General features: G+C 73.4%; 7 protein-coding genes. 6 read left to right on the forward strand and 1 reads right to left on the reverse strand.

Annotated elements, in window-relative coordinates:
- Window positions 1–7 precede the first annotated feature (7 nt).
- From MUN78_RS00170 to MUN78_RS00190, 5 genes are all read left to right on the forward strand, one after another.
- On the forward strand, window positions 8–757 hold the full coding sequence (locus MUN78_RS00170) for a hypothetical protein (RefSeq protein WP_244727989.1): 750 nt from the start codon (window positions 8–10) through the stop codon (window positions 755–757).
- Window positions 758–784: 27 nt separating this feature from the next.
- Window positions 785–1,210: a DUF3151 family protein gene (locus tag MUN78_RS00175; protein ID WP_244727991.1), complete on the forward strand. Its 426-nt coding sequence runs from the start codon at window positions 785–787 to the stop codon at window positions 1,208–1,210.
- Between the two features lie 64 nt (window positions 1,211–1,274).
- On the forward strand, window positions 1,275–2,561 hold the full coding sequence (locus MUN78_RS00180; RefSeq protein WP_244692339.1) for an adenylosuccinate synthase: 1,287 nt from the start codon (window positions 1,275–1,277) through the stop codon (window positions 2,559–2,561).
- Between the two features lie 10 nt (window positions 2,562–2,571).
- Complete coding sequence (locus tag MUN78_RS00185) at window positions 2,572–2,865, forward strand: chorismate mutase (RefSeq protein ID WP_244692340.1); 294 nt, start codon at window positions 2,572–2,574, stop codon at window positions 2,863–2,865.
- Between the two features lie 53 nt (window positions 2,866–2,918).
- The gene (locus tag MUN78_RS00190; RefSeq protein ID WP_244727993.1) at window positions 2,919–3,953 is read left to right on the forward strand and encodes an Rv2578c family radical SAM protein; all 1,035 of its coding nucleotides are present in this window, start codon (window positions 2,919–2,921) and stop codon (window positions 3,951–3,953) included.
- A gap of 10 nt (window positions 3,954–3,963) precedes the next feature.
- Here the strand turns inward: MUN78_RS00190 and MUN78_RS00195 are convergent, their stop codons facing one another.
- Window positions 3,964–4,872: a 3-methyladenine DNA glycosylase gene (locus MUN78_RS00195; RefSeq protein WP_244727995.1), complete on the reverse strand. Its 909-nt coding sequence runs from the start codon at window positions 4,870–4,872 to the stop codon at window positions 3,964–3,966.
- 299 nt (window positions 4,873–5,171) lie between these two features.
- On the opposite strand from MUN78_RS00195, the gene MUN78_RS00200 reads away from it, so the two are divergent.
- Entirely contained in the window at window positions 5,172–14,282 is a 9,111-nt protein-coding gene (locus MUN78_RS00200) for an isopeptide-forming domain-containing fimbrial protein (RefSeq protein WP_244727996.1), read from the forward strand.
- Window positions 14,283–14,348 lie beyond the last annotated feature (66 nt).

The raw sequence follows: 14,348 nt of genomic DNA on the forward strand, positions 1-14,348 counted from the left end.
GATTCCCGTGGCCGCGCGGCTGCTGCCGATCCTGCTCGGCACCCTCCTCGCCGCGGCGGCGCTCGCGGGCTGCGCCCCGGAGCCCGGATCGACCGGGGATCCCTCGCCGACGACCGGATCGAGCGCGACGACGCCCGCACCCCCGAGCGCGACGACGCCCGCTCCCGCGCCGTCCCCCACGGCCGGGCCGAGCGCGGCACCGGATCCCTGGACCGAGTTCTCGGACGCGCGGGGCCCCGTCTCCTCCGAGATCCCTCCCGGGTGGAGCGTCGCGGAGGTCGCCGCGAGCGAGGACGGGATGCTGCAGCTCGCGGTGCGAGACGACGCCGGCGCGACGCGGCTGATCTTCGCGAACCGGGTCTCCGGACTCGGCGGCGCCTGCACGCCGGCCCTCCCGGTGCTGCGCATCGTCGAGCACGACGCGACGCCGCTCGAGATCCCCGGCTTCGCGCCCGCGGCGAGCGACCAGCTCGGACGACCGCTCGAGGCGCCCCGCGTCGTCTATCGGGTCGCGGAGCTGCCGGACGGCGCCCTCGGCACGCTCGCGGTCTCGAACGATCGGCCGCAGGACTCCTGCATGTTCTACAACCTGCTGCAGGGGGCCGCGGGGTCGCTCGTCTTCGCCGACGCCCTGCAGATCGACAGCGTCGCACCGGGACGCGTCTTCCCCGATGCGGCCGCGGCTGAGGCGTTCACGGGCACGGCGGAGTACGCGACGCTCAAGCGGATCCTGGGCTCGCTGCGGCTGGAGGCCTGATCCCGCCCGCGCCGATACACTGGCGCCATGATCGGTGAGAACCTGCTCGGACCCGAACCCACCCTGCTCGCGGAGGATGCCGCCGTCGCCTCGGCGCTCGCCGCAGGGAGCGACCCCGCCTCGGTGGTGCGCGCCCACCCCGAATCGCCGCTCGCCTGGGCGCTCCTCGCCGACGCCGCCGACGCGGCGGGCCGCGAGATCGAGGCCTACGCCTTCGCCCGCGTGGGCTACCACCGCGGGCTCGACGCCCTGCGGAAGGCCGGCTGGCGCGGAGCCGGCCCCGTGCCCTGGGCGCACGAGCCGAACCGCGGCGTGCTGCGCGCGCTCTACGCGCTCCGTCGCGCCGCCGCCGCGATCGGCGAGCAGGGCGAGGTCGTCCGGCTCACCGAGTTCCTCGAGGGCGCGGACCCCGCCGCCATCGCGGAGATCGAGGCCGCTCCGACGGCGGAATGACCGCGGAGGACGGTCCTCGCTAGACTGGGGCGGTAATTGCCTGTGCGCGAAGGAAGGGGCTGAAATGCCCGCAGTGCTCATCACCGGTGCCCAGTGGGGCGACGAGGGCAAGGGTCGGGCGACCGACCTGCTCGGCAGCCGCGTCGACTACGTCGTGAAGTTCAACGGCGGCAACAACGCCGGCCACACGGTCGTGGTCGGCGAGGAGAAGTACGCGCTCCACCTGCTCCCCTCCGGCATCCTCACCCCCGGGGTCGTGCCCGTGATCTCGAACGGCGTGGTCATCGATCTCGAGGTGCTCAAGAGCGAGCTCGACGCGCTCGGCGGCCGCGGTGTGGACGTCTCTCGGCTGAAGGTGAGCGCGAACGCGCACGTCATCACGGCCTACCACCGGACGCTCGACAAGGTCACCGAGCGATTCCTCGGAAAGCGCCAGATCGGCACGACGGGGCGCGGGATCGGCCCCGCCTACGCGGACAAGATCAACCGCGTCGGGATCAGGATCCAGGACATCTTCGACGAGGGGATCCTGCGGCAGAAGGTCGAGGCGGCCCTCGACTTCAAGAACCAGGTGCTCGTGAAGATCTACAACCGTCGCGCCATCTCGGCGGACGAGGTGGTCGAGGACCTGCTCGGCTACCGCGAGATGCTCGAGCCCATGGTCTGCGACACCGGCCTGCTGCTCCACGAGGCGATGCGCGCGGAGCGGACGGTGCTGTTCGAGGCCGGTCAGGCGACCATGCTCGACATCGACCACGGGACCTACCCGTTCGTGACCTCGTCGAACGCGACGGCGGGCGGCGCGAGCACGGGATCGGGGCTGCCGCCCCACGCGCTGGATCGGGTGATCTCGGTCGTCAAGGCCTACACGACGCGCGTCGGCGCCGGGCCGTTCCCCACCGAGCTCTTCGACGAGTCGGGCGACTACCTGCGCACCCAGGGCTTCGAGTTCGGCACGACCACCGGTCGCCCCCGCCGCTGCGGCTGGTACGACGCCCCGATCGCCCGCTACGCCGCCCGCATCAACGGGGTGACCGACTTCGTGCTCACCAAGCTCGACGTGCTCTCCGGGCTCGAGCGGATCCCCGTGTGCGTCGCCTACGACGTGAACGGGGTGCGCCACGACGAGATGCCCGTCAACCAGAGCGATTTCCACCACGCGACGCCGATCTACGAGGAGTTCCCCGGCTGGAACGAGGACATCTCGGGTGCGCGACGATTCGAGGAGCTTCCGCAGAACGCGCAGGACTACATCCTGGCGCTCGAGGCGATGAGCGGCTCGCGCATCTCGGCCATCGGCGTCGGCCCCGAGCGGGAGCAGGTCGTGGTGCGCCACGATCTGCTCGACTGAGGCGGCGGCGATGACGGCGACGCCGCAGGAACGGCTCGACCGCCTGCGCTCGAGCATCGACAACATCGACGCGGCGCTCATCCACATGCTCGCCGAGCGCTTCAAGTGCACCCAGGAGGTCGGGCGGCTGAAGGCGGAGCACGAGATGCCCGCCTCCGATCCCGCGCGCGAGGCGCGGCAGACCGCGCGGCTGCGCAGCCTCGCCGAGGAGGCGCACCTCGACCCCGAGTTCGCGGAGAAGTGGTTCAACTTCGTGGTCGCCGAGGTCATCCAGCACCACACCCGGATCGCCTCCGAGCAGTAGCCGGTCGAGCGCTCCCGCTTGCGCATCGTTCGAAGATATGTTCGAATGATCGCATGCGGTGGAGCGGGCAGAGGGTGACGGCGACCGACGACGCCCTGCCCGGGCTCGGCGTCGCGGAGGTCGCCGCGCTGCCCGGGCATCTGCGCACCGTGCGCGCTCCCGAGTTCGCGGGGCTGGTCTTCCACGAGGTGCTCGCGAAGAGCGCCCTCAATCGGGTGCCGGGCGCCTCGTCGATGCCGTTCTCATGGACGGTGAACCCCTACCGCGGATGCTCCCACGCCTGCGTGTACTGCTTCGCGCGCGGCTCCCACCGCTACCTCGAGCTCGACACGGGCCGCGACTTCGACTCGCAGCTCGTCGTCAAGGTGAACGTGGCCGAGGTGCTCGGCCGCGAACTCGCGCGACCGAGCTGGGCGCGCGCTCGCGTGGCGCTCGGCACGAACACGGACCCCTACCAGCGGGCCGAGGGCCGCTACCGGCTCCTGCCAGGGATCATCGCGGCGCTCGCGCGGAGCGGCACACCGTTCTCGATCCTCACGAAGGGCACACTGCTGCGCCGCGATCTGCCTCAGCTCGCCGAGGCCGCCGAACGCGTCCCGGTCGCGCTCGCGATGTCCATCGCCGTGGGAGACCCCGAGCTGCAGCAGTCGATCGAGCCGGGGACCCCGAGCACGCGGGCGCGGCTCGCCACCATCGCCGCCGCACGGGACGCGGGGTTCGCCCCCGACGTGTTCCTCATGCCCGTGCTGCCCCATCTCACCGACGACCCGGGGCAGCTCGACGCGCTGCTCCGCGACATCCGCGAGGCCGGAGCGCGCTCCGTGATATACGGGCCGCTGCACCTGCGCAGCCACGTGAAGCCCTGGTTCTTCGCCTGGCTCGAGCGCGAGCACCCGGAGCTCCTGCCGAGCTACCGCTCGCTCTACCCGGGGAGCGCGAGCCGGGCGCCGCAGTCCTACCGCATGGCTCTCGCCGCGCGGATCCGCCCCCTCATCCGCAAGCACGGGCTGGAGCGGTCCTCGCCCGCGCCCGTCGCCGCGGGGCCCGAGCCGAGCGCGCCGGGAGAGCCGGCTCCGACCCTGTTCTGAGCCGCGCCGCTCAGGCGACGAGGGCCGCGCGCGCCGCTCCGATCGCGTCGAGCACGCGCACGCGCAGCGCGTCGCCGCGGGCGGCGAAGCCGCGCTGCAGACGGGCGTACGCGCGCTTCCCCTCGGGCTCCTCGATGGGAATCGGAGCGAGCGGCACCCCGTCCGCGCCGGCCCAGCCGCGCACGTCGTAGGGGGAGGCGCGCATGTCGACCTCGCGGATGTCCCTGGCGAGGACGAAGGCGTCGAGCAGCACCTCGCCCGGCACGATCGGCCCGAGCTTGCCCGCCCACTTGTAGACGTCCATGCCGGCGTGCAGGCATCCGGACTGCTCGAGCTCCGGCTGCGCCTCGCGGCTCGGCCGGAGCGCGTTGAGCGGCGCCGCCTCGGGGGTGAAGAAGCGGTAGGCGTCGAAGTGGGAGCAGGCGATGGGGTGCTCCTCGACGACGCGATCCGTCGCCGCGTGCCCGATCCGGAGCGGCAGCGCGGCGTGCCGCAGCTGCTCGGGCGTCATGCGGTACACCATCGCCCACTCGTGCAGACCGAAGCAGGCGAAGCGCGGCGGGTGGGCCAGCGTCGCGGCGAGCAGCCGCTCGACGTAGTCGACCGTGCCGCCCCGCTTCGCGAAGAACCCCGCGAGGTCGAGCTCCGCGTCCGCGCCGCGGCTGCGGTAGTACCGCCATCCGCCCCGCTCCCTCCCCGCGCCCGCGAGCCGCAGGCCCGAGCCGGGATGCCAGCGCGCCAGCTCCCCGGGCTTCATCGAGTAGTAGGTCCAGAGGAAGTCCTCGACGGGGTGCGATGCGCCGAGTCGCCTCCGATCCCGGTGCGCCGCCGAGAGGGCGTCGGCCCGTTCGCGGTGCGCCCGCTCCGCGGCGCGCCATTCGGCCTCGGGGACGAGCCGGGATTCGGTGGACGTGCGCACCCGGCGAGTGTAGCGCGGCGGCGATGTCGCCGGATCGCCGCCGGCGGACGGACTGCCGGCGACCGGCGGACGGAGGGTGAATCGCCGGGTGAAAACACCTGGATCGGCCGGGGAGCGGGCGGTCCCGTCAATAGATTGCACGATGGGTCTCCGTGCATCCGGAGCCTCCCGCTGCGCCTCGGCGCCGGGCGGCGGTGCACGGGGTGGGGAGCGCGTGGAACGGGGATTCCGCGCGCGCGGACGGAGTTCAGGGGAGGAACGCCATGGCCGGAGCCGGTCGTCTGGGAGCGCGTGCGCGCGTGAAGCAGTGGGTCGCGGGGATCGCCGCGGGAGCGGTGGTCGCGACCGCCCTGGTGGCCGCGGGGATCGGGGCCAACGTCGCCCTCGCCGACCCGTGGGCGCCGGAGGTCGAGGTCGCGGCGACGCATCCCGACGCCGATGCCGCCGAGAAGGGCTTCATCCTCGCGGGCGAGGACGCCCGCTTCGAAGTGTTCGTCTCCAACCCCGACGGCGGCAAGCAGTTCAACCTTGGGCTCACGGCCCTCGTGCCCGCCTCCATCGAGTTCCTCGACGGCGGCGAGTTCGGCGCACCGCGGATCTACGCGGCGGGCGAGTCGCTGCGGAACAGCGTCCGCTCCTCCTCGGCGGACTGCGCCGCGCTCGGCCTGGTGCCGGGGGCGAACGGGCTCTGCGCCGTGCCCGAGGGCAGCCAGTACTGGGTGTGGTCCGATGTCGACGATCTGCCGCAGGGCGCGACCGTCGCCTCCACCATCACCGTCCGCCCCGATGCGGCGAGCTACCCCGTGGGCAGCGCGATCGACTTCGCGGTGAACGCCTACACGAGCAACGATCCTACGCGCCTCCCCACCTTCGACGGCTCGCCGAGCAAGTCGAAGACGGCCGGCCACACCTCCGGCGCGGGCCGCGACGCGGAATTCGCGCCCACGCCGGTGCAGGCCATCCGAGTGACGAAGGACGAGCCGAGCGCGGAGGACGAGCTCCTCCGCGGCGTGCACGACAATGTCACCACCTATACGATCCGCGTCGAGGCCTCGGGCGAGGCGGCGACGCAGGGGATCACCGTCGTCGACTACCTGCCGGCCGGGCTCGAGTACCTCGGGGTCGCGGGCGGCGACCAGTCGACGGGCGGCGACGAGTACGCCGGATCGGGGCCCATCGGCGGCGCCTGGACATCGAGCGGCGAACGCGTCGAGACGATCGCGGTCGACGCGAGCGAGGCGGAGGCGCTCGGCCTCCCGGGCACCGGCGTCTACACGAAGGTGACCTGGACGCTCGACGCCCTCGGCGGCGGCGCGGCGCAGGACTTCCCCGCCGCCGCCGGTACTCCCGGCACGGTCGAGCTCAGCTACCGCGCCGCGGTGCCGCTCTTCGCCAATGCGCTGTGGCCGGAGGGCGCCGAGCCCGACCCGGCGACCGGCGCCCAGGCCGCGAATCTCGACAACAACACGGGCGCCTCGACGCGCCACGGCGCCGTCGGCACCGAGGACCCGGAGTTCGCGCAGTCGATGGTCAACACGGTCTTCGCCTCCGGCGTCTACCAGGGGCCCGTCGCGGGCGACGACGAGTCGCTCCGCGACGCCGTCGACTCGGACACGGAGCACATCGAGGCGGTCGACCTCCGCGTGATCAAGGAGGTCGACGGCTCCGCCTTCACCACGGGCACCCTCGCGAGCTACACGCTGCACGTCGCGACGAGCGAGTACGTCGACGCCGACCGCATCGTCGTCACCGATGTGATCCCGAACGGTCTCTGCCCCGCGTTCCCGGCGCAGGACCCCGCGCCGCGACTGTCCATCCGCGATGGCGCGACGGTCGAGCAGCTCTCGCCCGCCGCGTGGAGCGGGCGGGTGACGAGCAGCAGCAACTGCGACTACCCGAACGAGCTCGCGGGCGCGGCGCTCACGGGCGCGACCGTCACCTCGATCGAGTACGACGCCCAGAGCGGCGAGTTCACGGTCGTCTTCGGCATCGAGGCGCTCGCCGCCGGCGCCGCGCACGACGTCGTCTACACCGTCATGCAGCGCCGCGACTACACCGGAAGCGACGGGGGCACGAGCTCCGGAGACGTGCTGACGAACCGCGTCGACATCACGGGCGTGACGACGCCGATCGCGCCGATCGCGGACGATCCGGAGCTCGCGGAGCGCGTCGGCGACGAGTACGCGACGCTCGACGACTCCGAGGCCGACGTGCACACCCGGTTCAGCGGGCTCACCAAGCACGTGCTCGAGCGCGGCGTCGACCTCGCCGATGCGAGCGAGGCCGACTGGGCGACGACGGCGAGCACGCCGTTCTCCGCAGGCGATCACGTCTGGTACCGGCTGAGCGTGCAGTTCGCCGAGGGCGTCGATACCCGCAACGCGATCCTCGACGACTACCTCCCCGAGGGCGTCGAGTTCGTCGGTGCGAGCTACACCTACGACTTCCCGCGCCGCGACGAACTGGGATCCTCCGACACCCCGACCGCCTGGGGCTCGCTCTCCGGCGCCGTGCAGGAGTACCTGCCCGAGGTGACGGGCGCCCCGCTGAGCTGGAACTTCGGCAAGCAGGACCGCGACCTCAGCGGCGATCGCTTCATGCCGGACGGCTCGCGCGTCGACGTCTACGTCGAGGCCCGGGTCACGGCGCAGTCCGCGAGCGCGGACGACGTCGACAGCCCGGTCAACCACGCGAAGTACCAGCAGCAGAACGTCGACGAGGAGATCTACTTCGAGCGGGCCCAGGCCGACACCGACCTCGACTGGGGCGCCACGCTCGACAAGGGCATCAAGACCAATCCGCACGCCGGAGGCAGCGACGGCGCCGGATTCGGCGCGGGCGGCTCCGGCGAGCTCGTCGCCCAGGGCGATGCCGTCGTCTATCGCATCGACGTGACCGCGCCGCAGAACGGCACGGCCGGCTACGTGGTGTGGGACGTGCTCCCCGACGGCATCGCGAAGGCCGACGTCGACGCCTTCACGGCCGCCCGCTACGACGCGGGCGCCGAGACGCCCTTCGCCGACGGCGAGTACCGCGTGGCCGCCTACGACCCGGGCGAGCTCCCCGGCGGCATCGCGCTCACGTCCGCGTACGCCGGCCGCTCGGTCGTCGTCTGGACCTTCGATCCCTCGGCGGCCGTCGCGGGCTCCTCGAAGGACGCGACGCGCGGCTTCACCCTCGGCTACACGCTGACCGTCCCCGAGGGGACGACCGGCAGCGACGCGGCGCAGATCACGCAGCGCTACGAGAACACCGCCGGCATCGTGAGCTACGAGATCCCGAGCAACGGCGGATCCGGCGCGACGACCGTCGTGCCGCAGGATGACGACGGCGGTCAGCTGCTCACGGATCGGACGCCCGATGCCTCGGCCGGCGAGCTCGCCGTGGACGACGTCGACACGACCGACACCGCCGAGATCCACCTCCCCGCCGCCGACGTGGTGAAGCGCCTCGTCTCGACCGAGGTGGCGCCGAGCGGGACCGACCCCAGCGACAGCCGCAATCCCGCCGGCGCGATCGTGCAGGGCGAGCACGCGACCTTCGAGTACTCCGTCACCGTGCCGGCGCGCACGACGGTGCGCGACGCGAAGCTCGCCGACGACGCGCTGCTGCGCTACGGCAGCAGCGGCTCGACCGGCTACGAGTACGTGAGCGGCAGCGCCGTCTTCACGGGTCCCGCGCCCGGCTTCGACTTCGACGCCGCCGGGTTCACCCGCGTCGGCGCCGCGAGCGGGGGCGACACCGCCGGCACGCTGCGGTTCCCGGCCGAGTACACGAACGACACGGACGAGGCGCAGACCTTCTCCGCCCGCATCACGGTGTGGGTGAAGGATCGCAACGCGACGAATCTCAACGGGCTGCAGAACTACAGCCCGAACCTCAGTCCCACGACCCTCGTCAACACGGCGCGTTTCACCTTCGCCGACCCGAACGGGGCGCCGGGGGAGACCGCCGAGCGCAGCGCCACCGCGCAGACGCAGTACGCGGAGCCCTCGCCCACACTGACGAAGACCGTCGTCGGCGGCACCGTCGGCGCGGACGGCGAGGTTACCTTCCGGCTGACCGCGGGCAACGCCTCGGGGCGGCCCGCGCTCTACGACGCCGTCGTCACCGACTGCCTGCCGAGCGGCTTCGAGCTCGTGAGCGTTCCCTCGGGCGCCGAGCTCGTGCCCGGCGGCTGCGAGGCGACGGGCTCCGGCGCCGCCACCCGCGTCACCGCGGGCGGCAGCGGTACGCTCATCGAGTGGCGGGTCGGCCGGCTCGACGCCGGCAGCCCGAAGACCCTCGACGTGGTCGCGAAGATCGACCCGGCCGCTGGCGGCGGCGCGAGCTACACGAACCGCGCGCAGCTGCTCGGATACACGCTGCCCGACACCGTCGACGACGCCGACGCCCGGCGCGGCGACCGCGTGGTCGGCGCCCACGCGGTCGTGCGGGTCGCCGATGCCGGGCTCATGAAGTCCGTCAGCCCGGCCGCGGCGCCGGTCGGCGAGACCGTCGAGTACACCCTGACGACCACGCTCCCCGCCCACGCCAACTTCTACGACGTCGCGCTCGTCGACACGCTCCCGGAGGGCGTCGTCTACGCGGGCGCCCCGTCGATCGCGTTCGGCGGCGACTGGAGCGACGGCGAGCCCGCGATCGACGCGGAGCCGCGGCAGGACGGCCGGACGCTGAGCTGGCCGGCGAGCGGCGACGTGGACATCGCGTACACGGACGCGGTGCGCACCATCACGATCACCTTCCAGGCGCGCATCACCGACGCGGTGGCCTCGGCGACGCCGCGGAACACGAGCACCTTCTCGTGGAACACGGTGAACGGCGACCCGGCCTCGGGCACCTCGACCCCGCCGGCGACAGCCGGCGTCACCATCCTGAACCCCGCGCTGCAGATCGCGAAGACCGTCGACGGCGTCGACGCCATCACGCGCGACGCCGACGCGAGCTTCGACTACGCGCTCACGGTCAGCCAGACGGCCGCGGGCAGCACTCCGGCGCACCACATCGAGGTGCGCGACGAGGTGCCCGCGGGCATCGCGGTCGAGGAGGGGTCGATCACGCCCGAGCCCGAGACCGTCGACGCCGGGGTCTACGCCGGAACCGGCGGTGCCATCACCTGGAAGCTCAGCGGACCGCTGCAGCCGCAGAGCGGCGCGGGAACCCCGAAGTCGCTCGAGCTCGGCTACTCCGCCGCGTTCGCCGAGTCGGCGCAGCTCTCCTCGGACGGCACCGGCCTCGGCGAGACGCTCACGAACACCGCGAGCGTGACCCACTTCGAGTCCTTCGGCGAGGGCGGCCGCGATTACGACCCTGCGCCCGGGTCCGTCTCGGACACCGCCGACGCGACCCCGCTCTTCCCGCACCTCGTGCCGACGAAGGCCGTCACCGCGCCCGTCGCCGGTGAGGACTACGGCATCGCCTACCTGGGCGAGGCGTTCAACTGGACCCTCGCGGTCGAGAACACCGGCCCGGGCGCTGCGGCGAGCGTCGGCGTGGTCGACGAGCTCCCCGAGCACTGGGAGTACGTCGGCGACGCGCGAATCAGCCTCGACGGCGGGGCGACGTTCCAGACCTTCGCCGACCCGGCGATCGCCGCCGACGGCCGCACGCTGAGCTGGGACGAGGACGTCATCGCGGCGGCGGGCGCGAGCCCGCTGGCCGCGGGAAGCGGCTTCGTCATCACCTTCGACGCGCGACCGCTCGCGGAAGCGGCGTCCGCCCCGGGAACCGGGATCGAGGTGCACGGGCACGTGAACACGCTGCGCGTCACCGCGACCGACGCGCAGGGCTCGGACGAGAACGCCGACGGCGGGTACGTCGACGAGGAGAGCACCGCGACCGCGTACATCGCGGAAGCCGATCTCCAGATGGTCAAGGCGGCCGCGGGCGGCGTCGTCGAGGGCGCCACCGGCCCGCTCGCGTCGCTCGCGCCGGGCAGCTGGGTGCCGGGCCAGGGCGTGGAGGCGGGCGTCTACGCCCAGCCGCAGTGGCGCCTGACCGTGACGAACCACGGCCCCGACGCGGGCGTCGGCCCCTTCGAGATCGTGGACACCCCGACGTTGCCCGACGGGGTGACGGTCGACGGCTGGACGGCCGCCTACTACGCCTCCGCGGACGCGGCTCCCCAGCCGCTCAGCCTCTCGGTGGTCGACGGCGCCTTCGTCGTCGGCGATGCCGGCACCGCGCTGCGGGCCGACGGCTCCGACCGCATCGTGCTGACCGCGGACGTCGCGATCGCGGCCTCGGCCGTCGGCACGGCGGAGAACGTTGCCACGGTTTCCGGCCGCACGTACGAGGATCCGGCGAACACGCCCGAGGACGCGGAGCATCCGAACACGGATGAGGCCGAGCAGCCCCTCGCGCCCGCGGCGGATCTCGTGATCGAGAAGACGCTCAGCGGCGCGGCGCCGGAGAACGCGGGCGACGCGATCGCCTGGTCGCTCTCCGTGCGCAACGACGGCCCCTCGGACTCCGTGAGCTCGGAGGCGAAGCCCGTCACCGTCACCGACACCGTTCCCGCCGAGGTCGCGCAGGTGACGGTCGCCGCGCCGCTGCCCGAGGGCTGGACGCTCGCGCAGGACGGGAACGAGCTCGTCCTCACGCTCGCGCCGGGAGCCGTGCTCCCCGCGGGCGGCGCCGCGGTCGAGTTCCTCGTCACCGGTGTCGTGAGCGCGTCGGTCGATCCGGGCACCGAGATCGTCAACACGGCGCGGGTGGCCCCGGGCGAGACGCCCGATCCCGACCCCGAGAACAACGAGAGCGGGGACACGACCGAGCCGCTCGACAACGCGACCACGATCGCGGCGGCCAAGTACCGGGTGGTCTCCGACGGCACCGGCGGCTGGCAGCCGGCGGGCGCGGAGGTCGACGCCGTCGCGGGCACCGAGCTCGACTACCTGCTCGGGGTGACCAACACCGGGAAGGCGGACGCCCGGGGCATCAGCATCCAGGACCTCCTGCCCGACGCGCTCGAGCTCGTCGACTGGACGGGTGTCTCCCCGGCGGACGGCTGGGAATACGACGCGGCCACCGCGACCTTCACGAACCCGGCGCACCTCGCGCCGGGCGAGGAGGCGAGCGTGCGGGTCACCGTCCGGCTTGCGGCGGATCAGGAGGGCGATGTGCTCAACCGCGCGTGCGCGGCCGCCGAGAACGCGCCGACGGATGCGGACGACTGCGCCTCCGACTCCACCGGCACCGGCAAGCTCGTCGATCTCGCGCTGCACAAGACCCACATCGCACCCGCGGCGGACGCGGCGGCGATCGCCGGCGAGAGCGTCCGCTACCGCCTCGCGGTCGACAACCTCGGCCCGAGCACCTCGAACGGCCCCATCACGGTGGTCGACGAGCTCCCCGAGCACTTCGCCTACGCGGGCAACGTGACCGCGACGGTGAACGGAGCGTCGGCGGCGCTCGCCGACCCGGTCGTCGCGAGCGACGGGAGCGGCCCGCAGACGATCACCTGGACGGTGGCGGGGCCCCTCGCCCTCGGCGAGGGCATCGTCACCATCGAGTTCGACGCGTCCGTCGCCGCCGAGGCGACCGCCGGCAGCTACACGAACGACGCCCGCGTCATCGGGAAGCAGTGCGCCGACGGGGACGCGGAGTGCCTCCCCGAGCCCGACACCAACCCGAGCAACAACGACGACGACGACGCGGTGCCGGTCGAGCGCATCGCCGACATGGTCATCGCGAAGGACGTGCAGGAGGGACCCTGGATCGCGGGCACGGACGTCGCCTACACGGTGACCGTCCGCAACGACGGCCCCTCGGTCGCCGATGCCGCGGTGCGGGACATCCTGCCCGCCGGCATGACGCTCGTCTCCATCGACGGCAGCGCCGGATGGGCATGCACCGCGGCGACGGCCTCGTGCCTCTACCCGGCGCACCCCGTCGGAGCGGCGGCGACCAGCACCATCACGGTCGTCGCGCACCTCTCGGCGAGCGTGCCCACGGGCACGCCGCTCGCCAACGTGGCGACGCTCGGCTGGTCGGACAGCCGCGGCACCCACGAGGAGAGCGACGATGCCGAGATCGTCGTCACGACGGCGGCGGACCTCGGGCTCGTGAAGACCGCGGTCGATCCCGCGGACGACACGAGCGAGGTCGGCGCGGCCGTCGCCGGCGAGCAGGCGCGCTACCGCATCGAGGTGCACAACTTCGGCGCGAGCGACGCCGTCGGCCCCGTCACCGTGACGGACGTGCTCCCCTCCGGGGTCGGCTTCGTCGGTCTCACCGAGGCGTCCGCGACGAGCTGGTCGGCCGCGGTCGATCCGGCCGACCCGCAGCGGGTGACCTTCGCCCTGCAGCCGGAGACCGCGGGGCTCGCTGCCGGGCAGAACGCACCCGCGATCCTGTTCGACGCGGCGCTCGATCCCGCGTTGCCGCCCACCGCCGCGCCCGAGGTGCCCGCGCTCGTCAACACCGCGAGCGTGTCCTCGGGGACGCCCGACCCGAACCCGGAGAACGACGCGGACGACGCGACGCTCACGGTCGAGCGCTCGGTGGACCTCGCGATCGCGAAGACCCACGACGCCGACGCCGTACGGATCGGGGACGAGCTGCCGTTCGCGCTGACCGTCACCAACAACGGGCCCTCGGTCGCGAGCGGGATCACCGTGACGGACCGCGTGCCGGCCGGGCTCGAGGTGCTGAGCGCGGCGGGCGACCAGGCCGACGGCTGGACCATCTCCGCGGTGACGGCCGCCGACGACGGCACGACCGTCGTGACCGCCGTGCGCAGCGACGCCGCCGAGACGCTCGCGGTCGGTGAGCGGACGCCGGCGCTGACGGTGCTCACCCGAGTGCTCGACGGCGCCTACCCGGGCGTCACGAACGTCGCCGAGGTGCGCGCGACCGAGCCGGACGCCGATCCGTCGAACGACACGGCGCGCGACGAGGTGACCGTGCCGCCGCTCGCGACCCTGGTCGTCGAGAAGACCGCGGTCGGCGAGTTCCGCGCCGGCGGCACCGGAACGTACCGCATCACGGTCGAGAACCGCGGCCCCACGGCCGATCCGGGGCCGATCACGGTCACGGACGAGCTCCCGAGGGGCCTGAGCTTCCGCTCGTCCCCCGACGCGGGCGTGTCGGTGCGCGGCGCGACGGTCACGTGGACGCTCGAGCGCGGCCTCGCCGTCGGGGAGCGCGCGACGCTCACGCTCGTGGTCGGGATCGGCAGCTCGGTCACCGGTTCGGTGACGAACGTGGTGACGGTCGGCTCCCCGACGGAGCAGACCGGGGACGCACGGCTGAGCGCCGAGGCGACGGTCGACGTCGCCCCGGCCGACCCGCTCGCGATCACCGGCGGCGACCTCGGGGCGCTCGCCGTCCTGGCCGCGCTGCTGCTCCTCCTCGGCGGAGCCGGGGTGATCCTGCAGCGCCGACGCCGCGCCGCCGAGCCGGCGTAGCGGGTCGCGCCCCGGGCCGGACCGGCCCCGCCCCGTGGCGGGTCCGGTCCGCACCGGGCGCGTCCT

The sequence above is a fragment of the Leucobacter allii genome (assembly GCF_022919155.1).
Taxonomy (GTDB): domain Bacteria; phylum Actinomycetota; class Actinomycetes; order Actinomycetales; family Microbacteriaceae; genus Leucobacter; species Leucobacter allii.

Coding starts and splice junctions, on each gene's coding strand:
- MUN78_RS00190 (WP_244727993.1), top strand. CDS start 2,919: ATGCGGTGGAGCGGGCAGAGGGTGACGGCGACCGACGACGCCCTGCCC.
- MUN78_RS00185 (WP_244692340.1), top strand. CDS start 2,572: ATGACGGCGACGCCGCAGGAACGGCTCGACCGCCTGCGCTCGAGCATC.
- MUN78_RS00175 (WP_244727991.1), top strand. CDS start 785: ATGATCGGTGAGAACCTGCTCGGACCCGAACCCACCCTGCTCGCGGAG.
- MUN78_RS00180 (WP_244692339.1), top strand. CDS start 1,275: ATGCCCGCAGTGCTCATCACCGGTGCCCAGTGGGGCGACGAGGGCAAG.